We start from the raw sequence: 23,344 nt of genomic DNA, 5'->3' as shown, positions 1-23,344 counted from the left end.
CGCGATGAACATTTACCAGGAGATTCCGATCATGATCGACCGCTCGTCGAGTATTGGGCGGCTCGCGTGGCGCGGCAGCGGCCACGTGAAGCGCATGGTGCTGCTCCTCTGCGCGTGGCTGTCGGTCGCGTGGACCTTGCCGGCCTTCGCCGGCGTGACGCCCGTCACGTCGCGAGTCGTGCTCGATGCGGATGCGCCCGAAGAGTCGTTGCAGCTGTTCAACGTGAACAAGTATCCGGTGCTCGTGCAAGCGTGGGTCGACGACGGGCGGATCGACGCGTTGCCGGAGGAATCGAAGGCGCCGGTGCTCGTGCTGCCGCCGGTCTTCCGGATGAGCGCCGGCGAGCAGACGAGCCTGCGCCTGCTCAATACCGGCGCGCCGCTGCCGACCGACCGCGAATCCGCGTTCTGGCTCAATCTCTATGAGATTCCCGCGACGCCGAAAGACAGGCGCAACGACGAGCAGACCGTGACGATCACGATGCGCACGCAGATCAAGGTGTTCGTGCGTCCGGCGGGCAAGCTGCCGTACCCGGCGGCCGAGGTGCCGAAGCGCCTGACGTTTTCGCTGGTCAGGATGCCGGATCATCTGGTGCTGTCGGTCGACAATCCGACGCCGTACCACGCGACGATCAGCGCGATGCAGCTGGCGATCGGCGACACGATGCACGAGAGCGCGGTCGACATGATCGCGCCTTTCTCGCGTGGCGACGCGAAGATCGGCGTGCGCGCCGGCCATCCGGGCGGCAATCCCGGCGGCCATCCGGGCGGCAATGCGGGAGGCAATGCGGGCGGCAATCCGGGCGAGCACGCGAAGCTGAAATTCCTGCTGATCGGCGATGACGGCGAGCAGCAGCTCGGCGAGCGCGATCTGGTGATCGGCCAGCCGAAGCCGGCGTCGTGATGCTGCATTGCGGTGTGCCGGCATGCCGGCCGCGTCCGCTCACGGAATCGGCAGCCCCGAGTCGCGCTTGACCTCGCGCAGCGACAGCACCGATTCGACCGACGTCACACCGGGCAGGATGCGCAGCGTTTCACGCAGGAACGTGCCGTAGTCTTCGAGATCGTTCGCGACGATCTGCAGCAGATAGTCGGCCGTGCCCGACACGTTGTGGCACGACAGGATCCGCTCGATCGCGAGGATTTCGCGCTCGAAGCGGTCCGCGACGGCCCGATCGTGCACCGCGAAGCGCACGAGCACGAACGCGACGACGCCGAAGCCGAGCGCCTTGCGCGACAGCTGCGCACGGTAGCGCTCGATATAGCCTTCGCTTTCGAGGCGTTTCAGGCGCCGCGCGCACGGCGTTTCGGAGAGCCCCACGGCGTCGGCGAGGCGCGCGATCGGCACGCGGCCGTCGCGCTGCAGTGCGGCAAGGATCGCGCGGTCGGTTTTGTCGAGGTCGGGCATATTGGCGGAATGGTCATGTCGATGGCGGGATTTTGGAGGAATCCGCTATCGGGCGCCAGTAGGCTAGCAAATTAGGCCGATCATCCCTCATCCGTTGGCGGCAATATATCGCCATTGAAGACGAGGCGAACATGATCTCTACCCATCTGCTGCTGATCTATCTGGCCGCGCTCGCGGCGATCTACGCGATTCCCGGCCCGGATATGGCGCTGCTGCTGCAGACGGGCATCGGCCGCGGCACGCGCCCCGGCGTCGCGGCGGCGGCCGGCCTCTGGCTGTCGCGCTCCGTGCACGTGACGCTGTCCGCGTGCGGGGTCGCCGCGCTGATCCGCAGCGCGCCGTGGCTCTACGACGTGATCCGCTACGGCGGTGCCGCGTATCTCGCGTATGTCGGGTTCCAGGTGTTCCGCTCGCCGGCGTTCGCGCTGTCCGGCGGCGCATCCGTCCCCGATGCGAACGATGCCGGCGAGCTGCGGCAGTCGTTCTTCAAGGGGCTGCTGACCAATCTGCTGAACCCGAAGGCGCTGCTGTTCTGCTCGGTGCTGCTGCCGCAGTTCGTGCGGCCGGAGGCCGGGCCGGTCGTCCGGCAAATGTTCGCGCTCGGCGCGTTGCTCGTCGCGACCGGCGTCTGCTTCGATCTCGCATGCGTGTTCGGCGCGGCGCGGCTCGCGTCATGGTTGCGCGCGCATCCGATTGCGCAGACCGTCCAGCGCTGGGCGTTTTCCGCCGCGCTGATCGGTTTCGCGCTGCGTCTGTCGATGGATTGAGCGGCGACGCGTTTCGTCGGACTGTTCTACACTTCGAGTACCCTGCCGCGCTGGCGCGAAACTCGGCCGGCCGTGCGGAACCGTCCGCCGGCGGCCCTGTCCGACTTCCCGAGTGTTCCGTGCCACGCGGTACCAAGGAGGGTCTGAACATGGCAACGTACCTGCACGCCGACCGCGAGCCGAGAATCGTCGCCGATTCGACTTGTCTCGGCCCGTGCGATCCGGCCGAGCGCATTCAGGTCACGGTGATGTTGCGCCGCCAGCAGGAAGCGCATCTCGATGCGTTGCTGACGCAACTCGCGAGCGGCGACGCGCTCGCGCGGCCGCTGTCGCGCGAGGCATTCGCGCAGCACTTCTCCGCGCATCCCGACGATATTCAGAAAACCGAAGCATTCGCGCACCGCCATCAGTTGACGGTCGAGCGCGTCGATCCGGCGCAGAGCGTGATCGTGCTGTCGGGCACGATCGCTCAGTTCGAGACCGCGTTCGGCGTGACGCTCGAGCGCTTCGAGCATCGCTCGATCGGCCAGTATCGCGGGCGCACCGGCGCGATCGCGCTGCCCGACGATCTGCACGGCGTCGTGACCGCTGTGCTCGGCCTCGACAGCCGTCCGCAGGCGCGGCCGCATTTCCGGTTGCGTCCGCCGTTCCGGCCCGCGCGCGGCGCCGCCGGCGTGACGTTCACGCCGCCGCAGGTCGCCGCGCTGTACGGATTTCCGGCCGGCGACGGCGCGGGCCAGTGCATCGCGATCGTCGAGCTCGGCGGCGGCTACCGCGCGGCGGACATCGAACAGTACTTCCGCGGCATCGGGCTCGCGACGGTGCCGACGCTCGTGGATGTCGACGTCGGCACGGGACGCAACGCACCGACCGGCGACCCGAGCGGCCCGGACGGCGAAGTGGCGCTCGACGTCGAGATCGCCGGCGCGATCGCGCCCGCCGCGAAAATCGCCGTCTACTTCGCGCCGAACGGCGACGCGGGCTTCATTCAGGCGGTCAACACGGCCGTGCACGACACGACGAACCGGCCGTCGGTGATCTCGATCAGCTGGGGCGGCCCGGAAGCGATCTGGCAGGCGCAGTCCGCGCAGGCGTTCGAACGCGTGCTGCAGGCGGCCGCGGCGGTCGGCGTGACGGTCTGCGCGGCGTCCGGCGACAGCGGATCCGCCGACGGGCTGCAGGACGGCGTGTCGCACGTCGATTTTCCGGCGTCGAGCCCTTACGTGCTCGCGTGCGGCGGCACGCAGCTCGACGCGCTGCCGGGCCAGGGCATTCGCCGCGAGACCGTGTGGAACGACACGGCGGAGGGCGGCGGCGCAGGCGGAGGCGGGATCAGCACGCTGTATGACCTGCCCGTGTGGCAGCAAGGCCTCGAGGCGACGCTCGCCGACGGCAGCCGCGTGCCGCTCGCGAAGCGCGGCGTGCCCGACGTCGCGGGCGATGCATCGCCGCAAACCGGCTACGAAGTCACGGTCGCCGGCGCGACGACGGTGATGGGCGGCACGAGCGCGGTCGCGCCGCTGTGGGCGGCGCTGATCGCGCGGCTGAACGCGGCCGGGGGCGCGAACGCGGGCTGGGTCAATCCGGTGCTCTACGGCCACCCCGCCGCGCTGCGCGACATCACCGAAGGATCGAACGGCACGTATGCGGCCGCGACGGGCTGGGACGCGTGCACCGGGCTCGGCAGCCCCGACGGCGCGCAGCTGGCCGCGATCCTGCCGCAAGGAGCAGCACGATGAGCATCGATTCCGCATCCGGCGGCGGCGACTATCCGCTGCATCACGGCGACCACAATTCGCACAGCGTGCCGCCGACCGTCAATCCGGTCGCGCTGAGTCACGGCCGCGATCAGCCGTTCTTCGATCCGGTCGCCTACGGGAACGGGCCCGACGATTCGGTGACCGACACGACCGAGACCGCGGCCGTCACGCATCATACGGTCGTGGTCGGCGGGCGGCGCATCGCGTATACAGCGACGGCCGGGCATCTGGTGGCCGTCGATCCGAGCAGCTCGCAGCCCGCCGCGAAGCTCTTCTACGTCGCGTTTACCGAGGACGGGCAGACGGAGGCGACGCGCCCGGTCACGTTCTTCTATAACGGCGGGCCGGGCTCGTCGTCGGTGTTCGTGCTGCTCGGCTCGTTCGCGCCGCGGCGCATCAGAACGTCGATGCCGGGCTTCACGCCGCCCGCGCCTTACGCGATGGAGGACAACCCGGACAGCCTGCTCGACCGCAGCGATCTCGTGTTCGTGAATCCGGTCGGCACCGGCTACTCGGCGGCGATCGCGCCACACAGGAATCGCGATTTCTGGGGCGTCGATCAGGATGCCGATTCGTTGAAGCAGTTCATCAAGCGGTATCTGACGAAGAACAACCGCTGGAATTCGCCGAAATATCTGTTCGGCGAATCGTATGGCACCGCGCGCAGCTGCGTGCTCGCGTACCGGCTGCACGAGGACGGCGTCGACCTGAACGGCGTGACGCTGCAGTCGTCGATCCTCGATTACCGGCAGGCGGGCAATCCGGTCGGCGCGCTGCCGACCGCGGCCGCCGACGCGTGGTATCACAAGCGGCTCGGCGTCGCGCCGACGCCGGCCGATCTCGGTGCGTTCGCCGAGGAAGTCGCGCAGTTCGCGCGCACCGACTATCTGGACGCGCTGCGCAAGTTCCCGCAGACCGATCAGGCGGTCGTCACGAAGCTGTCCGACTACACGGGCATCGACGCGACGACGCTGTTGTCGTGGAGCCTCGACGTCGCCGCGTACGACAACCAGGGCCGCTCGCTGTTCCTGACGACGCTGCTGCGCGCGCGCGGGCTCGCGCTCGGCGCGTACGACGGCCGCGTGACCGGCGTCGAAACCGGCATCGCGGGCAAGATCGATCCGAACTCGGGCGGCAACGATCCGACGATGACGGCGGTGACGGGCGTCTACACGGCGATGTGGAACAGCTATCTGAACGAGGACCTGAAGTTCACGTCGAACTCGGCGTTCACGGATCTGAACGATCAGGCGTTCGCGAACTGGGATTTTCATCACACCGATCCGACCGGCGCGCAGATGGGCGTCGACGCGAAGGGCAACGTGATCCTCTACACGGCCGGCGACCTCGCGGCGGTGATGGCGCTCAACGTCGATCTGAAGGTGCTGTCGGCGAACGGGTTCTACGATTTCGTCACGCCGTTCTATCAGACGGTGCTCGATCTGCAGCAGATGCCGCTCGAGGACGCGAAGGTGCGGCAGAACCTGTCCGCGCGGTTTTATCCGTCCGGGCACATGGTGTACCTGGACGGCGGATCGCGGACCGCGCTGAAGCACGATCTCGCCGCCATGTATGACGCGACCGTCGCCGACAGCAGCGCGAGGATGCGGATTCGCGCGCTGCAGGCGAAGAAGGGCGGGTAACGAACGCTTCGCGTTCAGGCGCGCAGGCCGTCCTCCGGGCCGAACGCCGGCGCTGCCGCCGGCGTTGCCGCCGCCCGCTACTCGAATGTGACGAGGCTCTGCGGCGAAGGCGGCAGCGGCGTCACGGTGACCTTCGAAAACCCCGCTTCGCGCCCCATCTGCTCGAATTCGCGCGCGGTGTACGCGTCGCCATGCGGTGTCGACGCGAGCATCATCAGCGAGAACGCGGCGGCGAACGGCGGCGACACGCGGTCGTCGTTCGGAACGAACTCCACCGCCAGTGCGCGCGCGCCGGGCGCGAGGCTGCGGCGGACCTTCGACAGCAGCGATACGCAGGTCGCCGGATCGAAGTGATGCAGGAAATTCGTCAGCAGCACCAGATCGAAATCCGTGCCCCAATCGACGTCGAACGCGCTGCCCGCCAGCGTGCGATAACGCGCGCTCACGCCGGCCGATCCGGCGTTTTCGCGGGCGACGTCCAGCACCGCCTGCCAGTCGACCGCGACGATTTCCGCATCGGGCACCGCCTTCGCGATCGAGATGCCGAAGAGTCCGTGGCCGGCCGCAACGTCGAGCACGCGTTTCGGTGGTTGCGGCCATGCGGCGACTTGCTGCGCGATGTCGTGTGCGGTCGGCGCGACGAACGGCACCATCGCGCGCGCGAATTTCACCCAGACCGGATGGTCGGCGGACAGGTTGCCGAGCCCCACCGAGCCGCCGTTGCGGACGAACGAGACCGGATCGTCGAACCATAGCGCGATCATTTCCGGCGCCGCGAGGAAATCGACGATGCCGCCCATCCAGGCGGGGGAGGACGTCGTCAGGAACGCGGCGGTCGACGGCGTCAGCCGATACCGGGCCGATTCCTTTTGAAGAAAGCCGTGGATCGTCAGGAAGTCGCACAGCGAACGTACGCCGCGTTCGGCGGCTTGCACGCGCGCCGCGACGCGCGCCGGGTCGCCGTCTTCGTGCGCGATCGCGGTGAACAGATCGAGCCCGACGGCGGCCTTGAGCGCGGCGGTTTTCTGAAAGGCCAGCGCGGCATCGATGAAGGCCAGTGGGGAGATGTCGTCCATGAGCGGAATCCTCTGGCGAATGGTTGGGCAGGTAGCGTGGGGAGGCTGATCGTGCGCGGTCGGGCACGTTCAATCAGCGTAGGCGAGCGTTGGGCCGGCGTCGAGTCGAGAGTGGAAGGGAGGCGGCGCGGCCGAATTGACGTCGCGCGCGCGATTCGACAGCGGCAAACGTTTGCTATTTGGCGGTTTCCGCAAAAATGCGCGAATGCGGCGCGACGCGTTAAAGATTGCAGCTGCAACACGCATGCGCCCGCGTGCGATTCAATCAAAAAACATGCGTATTCGATGTAAAGAACGCGAATTGCGAACCGTTAATGGCGGCATGGACTGCGTGTATGCGTGCCGCCAACAGACACCTCTGCCGCCGCCCGATCAAAATCAATATGCATGACGGGGAACAGCGTGAATCAGCAACAGGCAACGAGGTCTCGTCCGGCGTCGCCGGGCGAGACCATCTACTCCGAAGGCTATGCCGGCGAGCGGGCGATCTATGTGATCGCGGAAGGCAAGGTCGAAATCTTCACGCGGTGCGAGGACAAGAAGGTCACGCTCGCCACGCTCGGCAAAGGCGGTTTCTTCGGTGAAGCGTCGTTGCTGGCGGGCGAGGCTCACACGCACTCCGCGAAGGCGCTGACGTTCTGCCAGTTGACCATCGTGCCGGCCGACGTCGTCGAGCAGGAGCTCGAGCGAGCGTCGCCGCTGCTGCGTCACCTGGTGCGCACGATCATTCGCCGCGCGCAGAAGACGGACGATCTGCTCGCCACTTACACGCATGCCGATTTTCTTCCGGGCGTCGTCTCCTATGCGCACGTGCTCGCGCTGATGGCCGCGAAGGAAGGCGGGGGCGCGCGCGACGTGTGGGGGGCGCGCCGCGGACAATCCGGCGAGGTGTCGGTGCCGCTCCCGGATGTCGTCAAGAAATGCCGCGCGATCGCCGGCCATTCGCGCTCGCACGTGATGACGATGCTCAAGCGCATGGAGAAGCTGAATCTGCTCGCCGTCGAGACCGGCACCGGCGAGCGCGTGCCGGGCGGCGATGCGCGCACCGCCGGCGCGACCGGCGGCGCGGTCGATCGCCAGGTCGTCACGTTCGAGCCGGCGCGCATCGCGGACCGCGCGCAGCGCGTCGCCGACGAGGAACTCGACCTCGCGATCAGCAGCGATCTCGAACTGATCGATCTGGACGATCTGGAAGCGCTGATCGGCGTCGACAAATCGATGATTCTGAACAAGCTGTCCCGCGCGGAAATCGCCGAGGATCTGTTCGCGTTTCGCAAGACCCGGGTGCTGAGCGTCGTCGAGGAGAAAGGCGTCGCGTATTTCTCGCGGCTCAATCCGCGCGCGCGCGTGACGTTCGGCTCGCTCGAGGACATCGAATTCGTCGACGATCGCACGCTGTTCGAGGCGATCAGCCGAATCGACACGTATGCGCTCGCGAAGCTGCTGGCGTCGATCTCCGATCGCACGATTGCCGATCGCCTGACGGGCGCGATGTCGGAAGGGCGCAAGAACGAGATCGCGTGGGTGATGCGGCGCGACCTGAAAGTCGACCCGATCGAGGTCGCGGAGATCGAGCAGACCTTTCTCGACACGATCAAGGCGATCAAGGCAGCCGCATCCGGTGCCGCCGAGCCGGCGGAGCGCGGAGCCTGACCCACGGAGCCGGACCCATTATCCCGGGCGCTTGGCCCGGCACACTGCGTGAGACGTCAATGGACTTTCTGACTATTGTGGGAGCGCTCGTCGGTGTCGTCGCGATCGGCGTCGGCTTCTGGTTCGAGGGCGGGCATTTCGGTGCGCTCGTTCAGCCGCAGTCGCTCGTGATCGTGCTCGGCGGCACGCTGGGCGCGGTGATGATCCAGAACTCGTGGGCGTGTTTCGCCGATGGTGTCAGGCAGCTCGGGCTCGCATTCTCGAAGCCGCGGCAGGTCGATCGCGCGCAGCTTTCGGTGCTGCTCGAATGGGGCGATCAGGCGAAACTGAACGGGATGCTGGTGTTCGAGTCGATCGATGCGAACGGCGTGGACGCGTTCGCGCGGCGCGGTCTCGAGCTGCTCGCCGACGGCGTGCCGACCGAAGTGCTGAAGGATGCGCTGCAGCGGGAGCTCGAGGCGATCGAGCGCAACAGGATGAGCGCGGCGCGGATCTGGCTTCAGGCGGGCGGCTATGCGCCGACGTTCGGGATCGTCGGCGCGGTGATCGGGCTGATACAGGTGACCGGGCACATCCTCGATCCGGAGCGGCTCGGCTCGGGGATCGCCGGCGCGTTCACGGCGACGCTCTACGGACTGGCGCTCGCGAATCTCGTGTTCCTGCCGATCCACGGCAAGATCAAGACGCGGATCAACAGCGAGCAACGCTATCGCCGCCTCTATTTCGACGGACTGCTCGCGATCTCCCGCAAGGAATCGCCGACGATGATCGCCGCGCGTCTCGCCGGCGAGGTTCGCGAGCGGTCCGCCGAGCTGCTCAAGTAGCCGGGCGCGTTTTCTCATGCAATCGGGTGCATCGCGATGAAACCGTTATCGGCCGACAGGTCTTCCGGCGTGGAATGGGGCGATCAGGATCACGACGACGAGCAGGCGCGCTCGGAGCGGTGGCTGGTTTCATATGCGGACCTCGTCACGACGCTGATGGTGTTCTTTCTCGCGCTCTATATCCTGCAGGTTTCGCGGGATAACGCGCTGCGGATGAAGGACTTCGCCGCGCGCTCGGCGGTTGCTGCGGCTGCTGCGAGCGCTTCGACCGCTGCGACCGCGCAGGCGCCCGTTGTTGCGAAGCAGCCGACGCAGGCGAAGGCGCAATTGCTCGCGCGACTGGCGCCGCTCGTCGCGCTCAAGGAAATCACGGCGACGCAGACACCGCAAGGCGTGGAGATCGGCATCAATACGCACGTGCTGTTCGGGTCCGCCGAGGCCCGGCTGCTGCCGGATGCGGTCGCGTCGCTCGAGGGGGTCGCGCGGGCGCTGGAGGCGGCATCGTCGGGGAATATTCTCGTCGTCGGGCATACCGACAACGCGCCGATCTCGAACAGCCGGTTCGCTTCGAACTGGGAACTGTCGGCGGCGCGGGCCGGCGCGGTGGTGCGCTATCTGGTGGAGCACGGTATCGATCCGCATCGGCTGGCGGCGATCGGGCGCGCGGATAACGATCCGGTCGTGCTCGGCGACGATCCGGCCGCGCGGGCGGTCAATCGGCGGGTGACGATCGTCGTCGACTATTCGGGGGAGTAGCGCGGGTGGGTCGGCATGCCGGATGATGACGCTTCAACCCGTCGTACACCGCGAACCCTCGGTTGCGGACCACGCAGTGCGTCTCACGCGCGGATCAATCCGGTCATCGCCTTCGGCGCGCCGGCCTCCGCGAAAAGCGTCGTCGCCGTGCGCTGCGGATCCAGCCGCAGGCTCTCGCCGGTCGCGCCCGCGATCAGCGCATCGAGCGACGCCGTCGGCTTCAGATCCCTGCCTTCGTAAAGATCGGCGCTCCGCAATCCCGGCCAGTCCGCGACGACCCGCCCGCCGGCGACCGCGCCGCCGATCAGCATCGCGACCGACGCCTGGCCGTGATCCGTCCCGCCGGTGCCGTTCGCCGCCGCGGTTCGCCCGAACTCGGTCGCGACGAGCACGGTCGTCTTGTCCCACGCCACGCCGAGCCCGTCGCGCAAGGCGGCGAGCATCGTATCGAGCGCCTTCAGCTGATTCGCGAGGCGCGCGTTCTGCGCGCTGTGCGTGTCCCATCCGCCGGTTTCGATCATCGCGATTCGCGGCCCGTCCGCGCGCGACAGAAAGCCGGCCGCGAGCTTGCCGACGCCGGCCGGGTCCTGCTTCGCGCGCATGTCGCCCGCGAGATCGCGCGCGCTCATCGCCGACGCCCACAGCGGCCGCAACTGCGCATCCCCTTCGTACAGCGCCGCCACGCGCGTCAGCAGATCGTCGGACGCCTGCGGCAGCGCGGACGGCGCATACGACGTCACCGACGCCGGCCCGCGCAGCGCGAGCGGCACGGTCGGCGCGAGCGCGATCGCGTTGTCGCGCGTCGCGGGTAGCATCGCGACGAGGCGGTTCAGCCAGCCGTCCTTCACCTGATACGGCGAGCGTCCGCCCGTTTCGAGCACGTTCTGCCCGTCGAAGTGCGAACGATCGCGATACGGCGACGCGATCGCATGCACGAACAGCGCCTGGCCGGACTGGTACAGCTTCGCGGTTTGCGCGAGCGACGGATGCAGCGCGAACGTGCCGTCGAGCTTCGTCGCGTTCGCCGCGTCGATCGCGAGCGGGCCGCGCAGGCTCGCGTATGCGGGCTCCGCGTACGGGACGACGACGTTGAGCCCGTCGGCCGCGCCGCGCTGGATCACGAACACGAAGCGGCGGTCGGTCTCGACGTTCGCAAACGCGATTCGCGGGCCGACGAGGAACGCGCCGGCGCCCGCGGCGGCGGCGCTCAGGAAGCGGCGGCGTGAGAGCATGGCGTTCATCTCCTCAGAAAATCCGGCGACACGAGCAGCAGCGCGATCGCCGTCGGCGCGCTCTCCGCGTGCGAGACCGCGGTCGCCGTCGGCGCGCCGAGCGAGCCGGCGAGCAGCGTCTGGCCGAGCGTGCGCGGATCGAGCCGGTCGCCGACGCGTGCGGCGAAGCGCTGCGCGACCTCGACGCGGCGCACGAGCGCGTCGGGCGCGGCCCAGCTCGCGGCGATGTCGTCGTAGCCGGCGGGCGAGCCGGGCCGCCATACGGGCTGGCCGAGCTGCGTCAGCAGCGGCGCCGCGTTCACGTCGCCGAGTTCGCGCCAGCCAAGGCCGCGCATCGACGACACGGTCCATTCCCACGGCGTCTTGAACTTCGCGTTCGTCGGCATCCACGCCTGCGGTGCGTCGACGAGCGCGCGGTACACGGTCGGCAGATCGCCGCCGCTTTGCGCGAATGCCGCGGCGAGCCGTTCGGTGAGTTCGGGCGGCGGGTTGTCGGCGACGAAATGGCGCGCGAGCTGGAACGCGACGTGCCGATGCGTGGCCGGCGCTCGCGCGAGATCGTGCAGGATCGCGAGCGCCTGTTGTTCGCCGGGCTGGTCGTAGCGCTGGCCCATCACGATCCGCTCGCCGGGCTCGTGCAGCGCCGGACGGAACGCGAACGCGCCCGGCGCCGCGTTGCCGGGCTGCGGGCCGCGCACGCCCGCGATGCTCCAGCCGGTCAGCGCGCGCGCGAATTCGGTGACGTCGTTCTGCGTGTAGCCGGTGCGCACGCCGAGCGTATGCAGCTCCATGATCTCGCGCGCGAGATTCTCGTTCAGGCCGCGCTTGTGCGCCGGATCGCGCTGATCCGCGCGCAGCGCCGCGCGGCTGTCGGGGCCGACCGAGCGCACCTGGTCGAGAAAAATCTGCATCGCCGGATGGCGCTCGACGGCGACCAGCATGTCCTCGAAGCGGCCGAGCACGTGCGGGCGGATCGCCTCCATCTCGAACGCGCCGGCGAGCCCCGCGAGCGCGGGCTTGTCGACGGACACCGCGAAGTGGTTCGACCAGAAATGCACGAGGCGCTCGACGAACGGCGCCGGCGTCGTCAGTGCGCTCGTCACGCGTGCGTTCACCGCACTGCGATAGACGTCGACGCTCTGCTTGCGGATGTCGCGGTTCACGGCCTGCCGCGCTGCCTGACCCTGGCTCGCGGGGGCGTCGCCGGGCATCGTCTGCTGCCGTTCCTCGCCGAAGCGCGTGGTCAGCGCGACCGCGCCGGGCTGCTGGCTCCACGCGGCCGGCAGCGGTTCGTAGTCCGCGAACTACGCGAGCAGCCAGCCTTTCGGGTTCGCCGGCGGTGTGTCGTCGGCGCGCGCGCCGAGGCCGAAGCGATTCATCGCGATCGCGGCGGCGTTGACGGGAGGCGAGCTGTTCATCGGCGGTCCTGCGGACGTGGCGTATGTCCGTTTAACGGTCGGCGCCGGCATTTCCGTCGCCGATCATCGAAATTTTTTCGGCCTATCGGCGGCGCACGATTTGCCGCGTGCGCTCACTCCGCTTCGCTGACCGGTTTCTGTGGCTGCTGTGGCGGTAGACGCCACTGGCCGCGCTGCCGCAACCCGTCGACGAATTTCACGCGCTCGTCGGGCGACAGCGTCGCCGCGAAATTCACGACACTCGCTTCGACCTGCGCGCGCATCGCGCCGTCGGCCACGCGCGTGCGGGCGAGCGCGGCATCGAGTGCCGCGCGGTCGAGCTGCGGCGCGGCGAGCAGGTCGAGCACCTCGCGGCGGCCTTCGCGGCCGTCGCGCGCGTACTGGCGAGCGTCGCGGCGGGCCGACTTCAGCACGTCGACGAACTGCCGCTGGCGCTCGGGCGACAGATCCTCGGCGGCGAAGCGCAGCGCGGTACGCTGCGCGGGCTGGGCGTGCGGCGCGCCGTGCACCGCGAACCACCGCCACGCGCCGCCCGCGATCCCGCCGAGCAGGAACACGTTCAGCAGCACCGATCCGGCGACGAGGAGCTTCCACGATCGGCCGTTCATTCGTCGCTCCAGTCGGCGCTCGGTCCGCCGAAGCTCGTCGTCAGGTAGGCGCTTTCGTGCGTCGCGGACGGCGCGCTGCCGACGACGACGATCGACATCGCGAGCGCGCCGGCCAGCGCGCCGGCGAGGCCGGCGCCGGCCAGCGCCGCGCCCGACCACCAGACGCGCCGCCGCGACGGCGCGTGCACGTGCGCCGGCGCGGATGCGACGATGCGCTCGACGAGCGCGCGCCCGGGCGGCGCGACCGCGTGCCGCGCGAGCCATGTGTCGAGTTCGGTGGCGTCGGCGAGCGCTGCGTGCGCGTCGGCACGATGCCGGCGGGCCCAGTCCTGCGCGTCGGCGCGCTCGTCCGCCGGCCAGCGGCGGGGATCGGCGCCGTACGCGTCGACGATGGTGCGGAATCGTTCGGGTGTCATGCGATGTCCTTGCTTGCGCCGTCGCCGGCCAGTTGCGCGCGCAGTGTGCGCCGGGCCCGCGCGAGCAGGCTCTCCAGCGCGTCGACCGAAATGCCCATCAGGCCGGCCGCGTCGATGTTCGACAGCTCCTGATAATAAGTGAGCACGAGCGCCTCGCGCTGCCGCGCCGGCAGTGCCGCGAGCGCCGCGCGCACGCGTTCGTCGCGCGCACGCGCATCGAGCCGCGCGTCCGGCGCGGCAGCCGGATCGGGCGCGTCCGGCAGTGTTTCAGCCGGCTCTTCGCGATGGCCGCGCAGCCGGTCGTAGCAGAGATTCAGCGCGACACGATGCAGCCACGTGTCGAATTTCGCGTCGCCGGTTTTCCAGTGCGGCGCCTGCCGCCAGATTCGCATGAATGCCTCCTGCGCGACGTCCTCGGCTTCCATCCGGTCGCCGAGCATCCGCGTCGCGAGCGCGAGCAGCCGCGGCAATTTGCGCGCGATGAGCGCGCGGATCGCGCTCGCCTCCCGCCGGCCGACGCGCGCGACGAGTTCCGCGTCCGGATCGCCGTTGCCGTTGCCGTTGCCGCCGCCGTTGCCGTTGCCGTTGCCGTCGTCGCCGTTACTCAACGCGCGCCCTCCGGCGGCTGGCGCGGCGAGCTCGCGCGCACGCACGGCGGCCGCGTCGTCGGGGCAGGCCGTCGCGATCGCGACGGCCGTGCATGCTTCATCGTCGTGTTCTCCGTCACAGGTCGCGGGAGCGAGACCGCCGGCGTCGGGCGCGGCGTCGGCGGCGTTCAATATACGACGACCGGCGGCCGGTAGTACGCGGGCCGCGCGGGTACGACGACGCAGCCGGCCAGTGTGGCTGCCGTCAGTGCGAGGATCAGGAGCGTCTTCATGTGCGTGCGTCGGTTCGATCGTTTGAAGGACAGGCGTGCCGGTTCAGGCCCAGTGGCCCGGAATCCAGCGCCAGCCCGGCCCGCGCCGCGCCCAGTGCCCCGGCACCCAGTGGTAGCCGACGCGCACCGGCTGCCAGTGCCCGGGAATCCACACGTATTGCCCATGAGCCCAGCGCCACCGGCCCGGATCCCAGACGAAGCCGGCGCGCGCCGGCGGCACGACTTCCATTCGCGGCGGCGGCGGCGCGACGACGATCGCCTGCGCGAGCGCGGCCGATGTCGCGACGGCCGCGCACGCGCCGACCAGTATTTTTTGCAGCGTGATCCGGTTCATTTTTTCTCCCAGGTTCGCGGATCGGCCGGAATGGCCGCTTGTTCGTTGAACGGGGCGACGCGGAGAAATCCGTCGCTGCAAAACGCAAAACCGGACATTTTTTTATTCGGCTCGCGCGGACCGGCTAGCGCCGGGCGAGCACGACGCCGCCGAGCGCGATCGCGAACCCGGCGAACTGCAGCGGCGACAGCCGCTCGCCGAACAGCGCGTAGCCCTGCACGGCCGCGAGCGGCGGCGCGAGAAACAGCAGTGACGTCGCGCGCGCGGCGTTCCCACGGCGGAGCATCCACATCAGCATCGTGACCGCGCCGCCGGACAGAAACACGACGCCCCAGACGAGCGACGCCCACAGCGCCGGCGCGCCGGTCCAGCGCGTCTCGTGCAGCAGCGCCGCGAACGCGGCGGCGACGAGCGCGGCGCCGGCATTTTGCACGGCGACGGCGGTGCGCAGGTCGGTCCGCGCGAGCCGGCCCTTCTGATACAGCGATCCGGCCGTGATCGACGCGACCGCCAGTACGGACACCGCGACGACGAGCCAGCCCGGTGCGGCGGCGGTTGCGGCGGCGGCGGAGGCGGAGGCGGAGGCGGCAGTGGCGGAGGCGGAGGCGGCAGTGGCGGAGGCGGAGGCGGAGGCGGAGGCGGCGGAGATGGAGGCGGCGGTGGCGGAGACGGAGACGGCGGAAGCGGAAGCGGAGACGGCGGAAGCGGTTGTCGTGCCCGCGACGGCGCCGACCTTCGGCGCGAGCACGAGCGCGACGCCCGCGAGTCCGAGCATCATCCCGGCCCAGCCGCGCGCGGGCAGCGTCTCGCGAAACATCGGCACCGCGAGCACCGCGGTCGCCAGCGGCTGCAGCGCGCCGAGCAGCGCCATCACGCCGGCATTCAGCCCCTGCGCGACTGCCCAGTAGCTCGCGCCGAGATAGATGCCCTGCAGCAGCGCGCCGGCGATCAGATGGCGTGCCCATTCGCGCCGTGGCGGCCACGGCGCGCGCGCGGCGAGCGCGACCGCGCCGAACAGCAGCGCGGTGCCCGCGAAGCGCGCGAGCAGGAACAGGTTCGGATCGGCGTATGGCTTGATCGCGCGCGCGACGATGAAGCCGGTGGACCAGAGCGCGACGAACGTTGCGGCGACAACCGTATTGAGCATGCGAAGCGGGCCCGTGCGCGGGCCGGGCGAAGGAACGAGGTCCGGCAGTATCCCGCGGCGGCGCGGCCGCCGTCTTGTCGAATTCTGCAACGATCCGCGCGCGGCGGATCAGTCGAGCGAGAACGTGTCGACCGGCTGGTTCGCGCTCGTGTCGGTCGCGAAGCGCTCGCTCAACAGGCGGTGCAGGCGGCGCGCCTCGTCGAGCGACAGGTCGATCCAGTACGGATCGCCGGCGGCGTCGTTCAGGCGTTCGGGCGGGAACTGGATTTCGAGCACGATTCCTTTGCGATACATCGGTCAGGCCTCCTCGTTGCGGTGACGTCCGGCGAAACGCAGAGTCTAGCAATCCGCGCGGCGCGTATCGACGCGCTTCGGGCAATGCAGTGTTGCGGCGGCCGCGCGACGCTTGCATCGCGCACGGGTGGCCGTACTACAATCGCGCTACCTTATTCACCCGCGCCGCAGGCGCATCCCGATGCTCGCGGAACAACGTCATCAATACATTTTGTCGGAACTCGGCAGGACGGGCGCACTATCGATCGCCGAACTCGTGCGCACGCTCGACGTGTCGCGCGAGACCGTGCGGCGCGACCTGAACGCGCTCGCCGCGCGCGGCCTGCTCGTGACGACGCACGGCGGCGCGCTCGCCGCCGATCGCCGCGAGCCGAGCCTGTCCGACCGCGAGGCCGCGAACGCGGATGCGAAGCGCAGGATCGGCCTGCGCGCGGCCGAGTTCGTGCCCGACGACGCATCGGTGCTGATCGATTCGGGCAGCACGACGAACGCGGTCGCGCTCGCGCTCGCCGATCGCCATCGCCTGTCGGTCTACACGAACGACTGGCGCACCGCGTTCGTGCTCGCGCGCCGCAACGGCAACCGCGTGACGCTGCTCGGCGGCGAGCTGTCCGACGACGAGGACGCGACGTTCGGCCTCGACACGATCCAGCAGCTCGCGCAGTATCACGTCGACTTCGCGTTCGTCGGCGCAGGCGGGATTGCGCAGGACGGTGAACTCACCGACTACTCGCGGCTCGCAGCCGAAGTGCGCAGCCGGATGCTGACCGCGGCGGGCACCGCGATCGTCGTCGCCGACCATTCGAAGTTCGGCCGCCTGACGCCGGTGCGGATCAACGGCACCGACGCGGCGCGCTATCTGGTCACCGAGCGCGCGCCGGACGCCGCGTTGCGCCGCGCGCTGACCGCGCGCGGGATCGAGCTGATCGTCTGCGGCTGACGCACTGCCGCACTGCCGCACTGACGCGCGTGCGCTCGTGTTTGCGTGTGCGCGGCCGTCAGGCCGCGACGTAGCGCAGCACCGCGTCGACGATCAGGTCGCGATGCCGCACGCGCAGCCGTGGCGCCGACGGATCCTTGCCGAATGCGGTGCCGAACGTGTAGCGGTTCGCGACGCGATGGAAGCAGAACGAGCTGATCAGCAGATGCAGGTCGAACGCGTCGACGTCGGCGCGGAACACGCCGCCGGCCACGCCGCGCGCGAGCAGCGCCTCGATCGTGTTGATGATGCTGACGTTGCGGGTCTTGAACGACTTCAGGTGCTCGATGTACTTCGCGCCGTGGATGTTCTCGATCGATACGAGCCGCACGAAGTCGCGATGCTTGTCGTGATAGTCGAACGTGAACTCGACGAGCCGGCGCAGCCCTTCGCGCGGCTCGAGCTCGCCGACGTGCAGTTCCTGCTCGAGTTCGCGGATGTCGCCGTAGACCTTCTCGAGCACGGCCTCGTACAGGCCTTCCTTGCTGTCGAAGTAGTAGTACAGCATCCGCTTCGTCGTGTTCGTGCGTTCGGCGATCGCGTCGACGCGCGCGCCCGAGAGCCCCATCGCGGAGAATTCCTGCGTGGCGACGTCGAGGATGTTGCGCTTCGTCTGCTCGGGATCGTATTTGCGCCGCGGCTCGGACGGAAGCGCGCGGCTATCGGGCGCGGCGGCCTTGCTTCCAGTTTTCATCTGACGTTTTATTTTGCTGAGTGGGCCGGCGGGCTCTGGGACCCAGCATTCTAGCATGCGCCCTTTTTCAGCCCCGGTACCCGGCGAGCGCGTCGCGCGCCTGGTACGCGGTGTACGTGAGCTGCGCGGCCGCGAGCCCGGCGAGCCCGAATGTGCGGGTCAGGCCGAACGCCGCGAAGCCGTCCGGCACCGGTTTGCGCTCGGCGAGCGCGGCGGCGAGCACCTCGCCCGCGACCGTCGTCGGCGCCATGCCGTGCCCGCCGAACGCGATCGCGTGCCAGACGCCGTCCGCGTCGCGGCCGATCTGCGGCATCTTGTGCCGCGCGTAGCTCATCAGCCCGCCCCACGCGTATTCGATCTTCACGTCCGCGAGCTGCGGATACACGCGCACGAGGTCGCGCCGCAGCAGCCGCGCGATCGCTTCGGGGCCGCGATCGAGCACCGAGATCCGGCCGCCCCACAGAATCCGCGTATCGACGAGCGGACGGTAGTAGTCGAACGCGAAGCGCGTGTCGTAGATCGCGTACGGCGCGTCGATCGCGTCCGCGAGGCGCGCGCCGAGCGGCTCGGTCGCGATCACGTAGGTCGCGATCGGCAGCACCGCGCGCTCGATGCGCGGCGCGACGCCGCGCGCGTAGCCGCCGCCCGCGAACACGACGTCCTTCGCTCGGACCGTGCCGCCCGCCGTGTCGACGACGAACGCCGCGCCATCGCGCCGGATCGCGCGCGCGGCCGAGCGCTCGAAGATTCGCGCGCCGCCGCGCGTCGCGGCGTCGGCGACGCCGAGCACATATTTCAGCGGATGGAAGTGGAACGCGTTCGGCTCGAACAGGCCGCCGTGGTAGCGCGCGGTCTTCAGGCGCGTGCGCAGCGCGGCCGCGTCGACCGGCTCCCATTCGACGCCGAATTCGCGCTGCATCAGCTGGCGCGCGCCGTCGAGCCGCGCGGGATCGTCGAACCAGTTCGCGAGCAGCGCGCCGCGATCGACGATGTCGCAGGCGATGCCGTAGCGCGCGATGCGCGTGCGGATCAGGTCGACCGCATCGACGGTGAGCCGGTAGAGGCGCCGCGCTTCGTCACGGCCGAGCGTGCGCAGCAGATCGGCGTTGTCGAGGCTGTAGCCGCCGAACACGAAGCCGCCGTTGCGGCCCGACGCGCCGAAGCCGACCCGCTCGCCGTCGAGCACGACGACGTCGCGCACGCCGCGCTCGACGAGCCCGAGCGCCGTGCTGAGCCCCGCGAGCCCGCCGCCGACGATGCAGACCTGCGCATCGACCGGGCCGGTCAGCGACGGGTACGTGGGACGGGTGACGGTGGCTTCGTAGAAGTTCTGCATACGGGAATCGGATGGCGTGAAAGGTCGCGCTATCGTACCCGGCGGACGCCGGCGGGCGATAGCCCCCGCCGCTTGCACGCGGCGCGCGAACGCGTTCCAATCGAAAGGTCATGGCGGCGGTGCCGCCTCCGATCAACCTGTCCCCGAAGAGGAAGCGATGGAATTCAACGACATGCTTGCCGCGCTCGGCGTCGATCTCGCTGCGTGGCAGGGCGGCGCGCTGGCCGCGCGTTCGCCGATCGACGGCAGGACGCTCGCGACGCTCGCCGTCGACAGCCCCGCCGACGCCGCGCGCAAGATCAACGCCGCGCACGCGGCTTTCCTGAAGTGGCGCACGGTGCCCGCGCCGGTGCGCGGCGAGCTCGTGCGTGTGCTCGGCCACGTGCTGCGCGAGCACAAGGCCGCGCTCGGCCGGCTCGTCTCGCTCGAGGCGGGCAAGATCGCGTCCGAAGGGCTCGGCGAAGTGCAGGAAATGATCGACATCTGCGATTTCGCAGTCGGCCTGTCGCGGCAACTTTACGGTCTCACGATCGCATCCGAGCGCCCCGGCCACCGGATGATGGAGACCTGGCATCCGCTCGGCGTCTGCGGCGTGATTTCGGCGTTCAATTTTCCGGTGGCGGTCTGGTCGTGGAACGCGGCGCTTGCGCTCGTCTGCGGCGATTCCGTCGTGTGGAAGCCGTCGGAGAAGACGCCGCTCACCGCCATCGCGTGCCACACGCTGTTCGCGAAGGCCATGCACGAGTTCGGGAAGACGCATCCGGGCGTCGCGCCCGACGGCCTGCATCAGCTGCTGCTCGGCGCGCGCGACGTCGGCGAGGCGCTGACGACGTCGCCGCGGGTGCCGCTCGTCAGCGCGACGGGCAGCGTGCGGATGGGCATCGAGGTCGCGAACGTGCTGAGCCGGCGGCTCGCGCGCAGCATCCTCGAGCTCGGCGGCAACAACGGGATGATCGTCGCGCCGAGCGCCGATCTCGATCTCGTCGTGCGCGCGGTCACGTTCGCGGCGGTCGGCACCGCGGGCCAGCGTTGCACGACGCTGCGCCGGCTGATCGTGCATCGCAGCGTCGCCGCGCAGTTGCTGCCGCGGCTCGAGAAGGCGTTTGCGTCGGTGAAGGTCGGCGATCCGCTCGACGCGGGCACGCTGGTCGGCCCGCTGATCGATGGCGGAGCGTTCGACGCGATGCAGCAGGCGCTTGACGACGCGCGCGAGCAGGGCGGCGAGGTCGTCGGCGGCGAGCGCGTCGATCTGGGGCGCGACGGCGCGTACTACGTGCGCCCGGCGATCGTGCGGATGCCGAAGCAAACGGCCGTCGTCGAGCGCGAGACGTTCGCGCCGATCCTCTACGTGATGCTGTACGACGGCTTCGACAACGCGCTCACGATGCACAACGCGGTGCCGCAGGGGTTGTCATCGGCGATCTTCACGAACGACATGCGCGAAGCCGAACAGTTCATGTCGTCGGCGGGCAGCGACTGCGGGATCGTGAACGTGAACATCGGCACGAGCGGCGCGGAGATCGGCGGCGCGTTCGGCGGCGAGAAGGAGACGGGCGGCGGGCGCGAATCGGGTTCCGACGCATGGAAGAGCTATATGCGCCGCGCGACGAACACGATCAACTACAGTCACGAGCTGCCGCTTGCGCAGGGGGTGAGGTTCGACGTCTGACGGGGGCGGCGGACGACGTCATCGCAGGCTTGCCGCCGCCGTCGACAGAAACGTCTTCAGGGTTTCGATCGATTCGGCCTGCCGGTTGGATTCGCGCGTGATGAACGAAATCCGGCAGGTCTCGATCGCGAGCGGGGTCTTGATCGTCGCGATCGCACCGAGTTGCCGATAGAGCGAAATGGCCGCGGTCGGCGCGATGGTCAGAAGCTGCGAATGGCTGACGATGTTCAGGCTCGTGTAGAACGAAGACGACTCGATCGCCGGTAGCGGTGGGGCCTGTTCGACGCGCAGGAACGTGCTGAAGAACACGCGGCGCGTGAGCGTGCTGTCCGGCGGCAGCACCCAGCGCGAGCCGGCCAGTTCCGCCGCGCCGACCTTGCGGCGGCGCGCGAACGGGTGCTCGCTCGAACAGACGAACTGCAGCGATTCGTCACATAGCGCATCGAACACGAGCCCGCCGAGATCATCGATGGCCGTGTTTGCCGCCGCGAACACGGGGGCCACGACGCAGTCCAGGTCGCCTTCGCGCAGGCGCGCGAGCAGCTCGTCGACACTGCCTTCAGCGAGGACGATGCGAGGCAATCGCCCGGCGCGCTGCATCGCGTCGATCGCGCGCGGCAGTATCCGCACCGAGAGCAGCGGCAGCGCGCCGAGCCGAATCGTCGTGCCTCGCACGGCCTCGCGCGCGGCCGTGATGGCCGCGCCGAATTCGCGTGACGCCACGCGCAGGTGCTCCAATGCGGCATGGCCCGCGGCCGTCAGATTCGCACCGCGCCTGTTCCGCTCGACGAGCGGCGTGCCGAACGCCGATTCGAGCTCGCGCAGCATCATCGTCACGGCCGGCTGGCTGACGTGCAGGCTTTGCGCCGCGGCACGCAGCGAGCCCTGCCCGGCGATCAACTCCAGCAACTGCAGTTGACGCAACCGGATCTGCCCTTCGCGCGGCGACAACGCAGGCGGCGCGCTGGATTTAGACATAAGCGATTCGGATCACTCAATTGGATAAATTGAATTTTATCTTAATCATTGCTCGCCTAGACTGGCATTCCAACCCGCATTCGAGCGTTCGACCCGCCATGAAAAAAATCTCGATCAACGGTTTCGCGGCGGCGGTGCTGCGTTCGGCTGGTGTCGCCGTGTTCGGCATCGCTGTCGCGCTGCCGGGCGTGGCCGCACAGCCGGCCGACGCCACGTCGGGGCAGGCGTTATATGCGGATGTGCTGCATTTCGAGCAGTTCGGCATCCATCGCTTCGGCTCCGCAGGCCAGAATGCCGCGCTCGACTGGATCGCGGATCGCCTGAAGTCGGACGGATTCACTGTCGAGGAACAGCGATTTTCCGTGGATCGGCAATATTTTCTCGACGATGCGTCGCTGAAGGTCGGCGGGACGACGCTCACGGTCATGCCGCAATGGTGGCTTCCCGAGCGTGCGGCCAGGTTCTCGCTGTCGGCGCCGATCGTCCGGGAAGGCGACGCGGCGGGAAAATTCGTCCGCGTGACGATTCCGTACGACCGGGGCGCGTATCTCGGCGCGCGTCAGCGCGACGCGGTCGCGCAGGCGGTGCAACGGCATCCGGCCGCGGTGCTGCTCACGATCGACCATCCGAGCGGCGAAGTCTTTGCATACAACGTCGCCCAGACGGATACGCCGTGGCCGGTGCCCGTCATCCTGGTCGCGCCCAAGGACGTGCCGATGCTGGAGGCGGCGGAGAAGACGGGCGAGCCGGTCACGCTGTCGGTGAACGGGCACTACGAGCACAATGTGCCGGGCAGAAACATCATCGGCAGGCTGGATCGCGGCAAGGCGCGTACCGTCGTCGTGTCGACGCCGGAGAGCAGCTGGTTCGAAAGCACCTGCGAGCGCGGGCCGGGGATCGCGGCATTCCTCGCGACGGCCAGCGTCGCGGCGCAATCGCTGAAGGACGTCAATCTCGTGTTCGTCGCGACCAGCGGCCACGAAGTGGGGCATGGCGGAATGGAATACTTCATCCGCGATAAAGCGCCGAAGCCGCAGGATGTCGCCGTGTGGCTGCACTATGGCGCGTCGCTTGCATGCTATGCGCAACCCGCGGATGCATCCCGGTCGAGCGGTGCCCGGCCGATCAACAGCGACTCGCGGTTTCTGTTGATGACCGACGACGTTGCGCGGTACGTAGAACCCGCGTTCAAGGACGTGGCGGCGCAGCATGTGACCGGTCCGCGTGCCAGCGTCGGTGAATTGCGCGACATCATCGGTGCGGGGTATTCGCATGTCTTCGGAATGGCCGGCTTGCATCCGCTGTTTCATACGCCGTTCGACAACGCGCGGATGACCAGCCCCGATTTGCCCGAGCCCGTGGTACGGGCGTTTGTCGCGTCGCTGGAGGATATCGTCGACAGTCAGCGTGACGGGCGGAAACAGTGATCGCCGGGCGTGGCGCGTGCATCGAACGAACGCCGCGCGACTATG

21 protein-coding genes and 3 pseudogenes are annotated in these 23,344 nt (G+C 69.1%); 10 read left to right on the top strand and 14 right to left on the bottom strand.

The window, feature by feature from the left end; translation table 11 throughout:
• The first annotated feature begins 4 nt into the window (after positions 1 to 4).
• On the top strand, positions 5 to 904 hold the full coding sequence (locus tag HZI36_RS04805; RefSeq protein ID WP_246326958.1) for a fimbrial biogenesis chaperone: 900 nt from the start codon (positions 5 to 7) through the stop codon (positions 902 to 904).
• Positions 905 to 943: 39 nt separating this feature from the next.
• On the opposite strand, the gene HZI36_RS04800 is transcribed toward HZI36_RS04805, so the two are convergent.
• The gene (locus tag HZI36_RS04800) at positions 944 to 1,408 is read right to left on the bottom strand and encodes an Lrp/AsnC family transcriptional regulator (RefSeq protein ID WP_179401486.1); all 465 of its coding nucleotides are present in this window, start codon (positions 1,406 to 1,408) and stop codon (positions 944 to 946) included.
• A gap of 131 nt (positions 1,409 to 1,539) precedes the next feature.
• Here HZI36_RS04800 and HZI36_RS04795 point away from each other — a divergent pair, with 131 nt between their 5' ends.
• The 3 genes from HZI36_RS04795 to HZI36_RS04785 all read left to right on the top strand — a co-directional run bounded on the left by HZI36_RS04795 (position 1,540) and on the right by HZI36_RS04785 (position 5,578).
• Complete coding sequence (locus HZI36_RS04795) at positions 1,540 to 2,175, top strand: LysE family translocator (protein WP_179401485.1); 636 nt, start codon at positions 1,540 to 1,542, stop codon at positions 2,173 to 2,175.
• Positions 2,176 to 2,324: 149 nt separating this feature from the next.
• Positions 2,325 to 3,914 carry a S53 family peptidase gene (locus HZI36_RS04790; protein ID WP_179401484.1) on the top strand — a complete coding sequence of 530 codons (1,590 nt, stop codon included), beginning with the start codon at positions 2,325 to 2,327 and terminating at the stop codon, positions 3,912 to 3,914.
• Positions 3,911 to 5,578 carry a S10 family peptidase gene (locus HZI36_RS04785; protein WP_179401483.1) on the top strand — a complete coding sequence of 556 codons (1,668 nt, stop codon included), beginning with the start codon at positions 3,911 to 3,913 and terminating at the stop codon, positions 5,576 to 5,578. Before HZI36_RS04790 ends, HZI36_RS04785 begins: the two co-directional genes overlap by 4 nt.
• A 77-nt stretch (positions 5,579 to 5,655) precedes the next feature.
• Here the strand turns inward: HZI36_RS04785 and HZI36_RS04780 are convergent, their stop codons facing one another.
• Positions 5,656 to 6,654 (bottom strand): class I SAM-dependent methyltransferase, encoded by a 999-nt coding sequence (locus HZI36_RS04780; RefSeq protein WP_179401482.1) that lies wholly within the window; start codon positions 6,652 to 6,654, stop codon positions 5,656 to 5,658.
• Positions 6,655 to 7,056: 402 nt separating this feature from the next.
• Here HZI36_RS04780 and HZI36_RS04775 point away from each other — a divergent pair, with 402 nt between their 5' ends.
• From HZI36_RS04775 to HZI36_RS04765, 3 genes are read left to right on the top strand one after another with little or no spacing between them, the layout of a single operon-like run.
• Entirely contained in the window at positions 7,057 to 8,307 is a 1,251-nt protein-coding gene (locus HZI36_RS04775) for a cyclic nucleotide-binding domain-containing protein (RefSeq protein WP_179401481.1), read from the top strand.
• A gap of 59 nt (positions 8,308 to 8,366) precedes the next feature.
• Positions 8,367 to 9,131: a flagellar motor protein gene (locus HZI36_RS04770; protein WP_179401480.1), complete on the top strand. Its 765-nt coding sequence runs from the start codon at positions 8,367 to 8,369 to the stop codon at positions 9,129 to 9,131.
• Between the two features lie 36 nt (positions 9,132 to 9,167).
• Positions 9,168 to 9,887 carry an OmpA/MotB family protein gene (locus tag HZI36_RS04765; protein WP_179401479.1) on the top strand — a complete coding sequence of 240 codons (720 nt, stop codon included), beginning with the start codon at positions 9,168 to 9,170 and terminating at the stop codon, positions 9,885 to 9,887.
• Between the two features lie 83 nt (positions 9,888 to 9,970).
• Here the strand turns inward: HZI36_RS04765 and HZI36_RS04760 are convergent, their stop codons facing one another.
• The 9 genes and pseudogenes from HZI36_RS04760 to HZI36_RS04725 all read right to left on the bottom strand — a co-directional run bounded on the left by HZI36_RS04760 (position 9,971) and on the right by HZI36_RS04725 (position 16,216).
• Positions 9,971 to 11,128 (bottom strand): DUF1501 domain-containing protein, encoded by a 1,158-nt coding sequence (locus HZI36_RS04760; protein WP_179401478.1) that lies wholly within the window; start codon positions 11,126 to 11,128, stop codon positions 9,971 to 9,973.
• A pseudogene (locus HZI36_RS04755) lies at positions 11,125 to 12,537 on the bottom strand (DUF1800 domain-containing protein). The gene HZI36_RS04760 and the pseudogene HZI36_RS04755 overlap by 4 nt, the downstream one beginning before the upstream one ends.
• A gap of 113 nt (positions 12,538 to 12,650) precedes the next feature.
• Positions 12,651 to 13,145 carry a periplasmic heavy metal sensor gene (locus tag HZI36_RS04750; RefSeq protein ID WP_179401477.1) on the bottom strand — a complete coding sequence of 165 codons (495 nt, stop codon included), beginning with the start codon at positions 13,143 to 13,145 and terminating at the stop codon, positions 12,651 to 12,653.
• The gene (locus HZI36_RS04745) at positions 13,142 to 13,561 is read right to left on the bottom strand and encodes a hypothetical protein (RefSeq protein ID WP_179401476.1); all 420 of its coding nucleotides are present in this window, start codon (positions 13,559 to 13,561) and stop codon (positions 13,142 to 13,144) included. The genes HZI36_RS04750 and HZI36_RS04745 overlap by 4 nt, the downstream gene beginning before the upstream one ends.
• On the bottom strand, positions 13,558 to 14,340 hold the full coding sequence (locus HZI36_RS04740; protein ID WP_425485200.1) for an RNA polymerase sigma factor: 783 nt from the start codon (positions 14,338 to 14,340) through the stop codon (positions 13,558 to 13,560). Before HZI36_RS04740 ends, HZI36_RS04745 begins: the two co-directional genes overlap by 4 nt.
• 144 nt (positions 14,341 to 14,484) lie before the next feature.
• The gene (locus HZI36_RS04735; RefSeq protein ID WP_179401475.1) at positions 14,485 to 14,775 is read right to left on the bottom strand and encodes a YXWGXW repeat-containing protein; all 291 of its coding nucleotides are present in this window, start codon (positions 14,773 to 14,775) and stop codon (positions 14,485 to 14,487) included.
• Between the two features lie 124 nt (positions 14,776 to 14,899).
• Positions 14,900 to 15,331: pseudogene (locus HZI36_RS27475) on the bottom strand (EamA family transporter); the annotation flags it as partial.
• Positions 15,332 to 15,499: 168 nt separating this feature from the next.
• Positions 15,500 to 15,922 (bottom strand): annotated as a pseudogene (locus HZI36_RS27470) (EamA family transporter); the annotation flags it as partial.
• Positions 15,923 to 16,030: 108 nt separating this feature from the next.
• Positions 16,031 to 16,216, bottom strand: coding sequence for a hypothetical protein (locus HZI36_RS04725; protein ID WP_179401473.1), 186 nt, complete (start codon positions 16,214 to 16,216; stop codon positions 16,031 to 16,033).
• Positions 16,217 to 16,397: 181 nt separating this feature from the next.
• Between HZI36_RS04725 and HZI36_RS04720 the strand changes: the two genes are divergently transcribed.
• The gene (locus HZI36_RS04720; RefSeq protein WP_179401472.1) at positions 16,398 to 17,156 is read left to right on the top strand and encodes a DeoR/GlpR family DNA-binding transcription regulator; all 759 of its coding nucleotides are present in this window, start codon (positions 16,398 to 16,400) and stop codon (positions 17,154 to 17,156) included.
• A 58-nt stretch (positions 17,157 to 17,214) separates the two neighbouring features.
• Here the strand turns inward: HZI36_RS04720 and HZI36_RS04715 are convergent, their stop codons facing one another.
• Positions 17,215 to 17,889 carry a TetR/AcrR family transcriptional regulator gene (locus HZI36_RS04715; protein WP_179401471.1) on the bottom strand — a complete coding sequence of 225 codons (675 nt, stop codon included), beginning with the start codon at positions 17,887 to 17,889 and terminating at the stop codon, positions 17,215 to 17,217.
• Positions 17,890 to 17,956: 67 nt separating this feature from the next.
• Positions 17,957 to 19,225 (bottom strand): NAD(P)/FAD-dependent oxidoreductase, encoded by a 1,269-nt coding sequence (locus HZI36_RS04710; RefSeq protein ID WP_179401470.1) that lies wholly within the window; start codon positions 19,223 to 19,225, stop codon positions 17,957 to 17,959.
• A 157-nt stretch (positions 19,226 to 19,382) separates the two neighbouring features.
• Between HZI36_RS04710 and amaB the strand changes: the two genes are divergently transcribed.
• Positions 19,383 to 20,894: an L-piperidine-6-carboxylate dehydrogenase gene (gene amaB, locus HZI36_RS04705; RefSeq protein WP_179401469.1), complete on the top strand. Its 1,512-nt coding sequence runs from the start codon at positions 19,383 to 19,385 to the stop codon at positions 20,892 to 20,894.
• An 18-nt stretch (positions 20,895 to 20,912) separates the two neighbouring features.
• Here the strand turns inward: amaB and HZI36_RS04700 are convergent, their stop codons facing one another.
• Positions 20,913 to 21,872, bottom strand: coding sequence for a LysR substrate-binding domain-containing protein (locus tag HZI36_RS04700; RefSeq protein ID WP_179401468.1), 960 nt, complete (start codon positions 21,870 to 21,872; stop codon positions 20,913 to 20,915).
• 98 nt (positions 21,873 to 21,970) lie between these two features.
• On the opposite strand from HZI36_RS04700, the gene HZI36_RS04695 reads away from it, so the two are divergent.
• Positions 21,971 to 23,299, top strand: coding sequence for a hypothetical protein (locus HZI36_RS04695; RefSeq protein ID WP_179401467.1), 1,329 nt, complete (start codon positions 21,971 to 21,973; stop codon positions 23,297 to 23,299).
• Positions 23,300 to 23,344 lie beyond the last annotated feature (45 nt).

Source organism: Burkholderia guangdongensis (genome assembly GCF_013403875.1).
GTDB classification, from domain to species: Bacteria; Pseudomonadota; Gammaproteobacteria; order Burkholderiales; family Burkholderiaceae; genus Burkholderia; species Burkholderia guangdongensis.
This window is presented reverse-complemented; position numbering and strand designations above follow the sequence as displayed.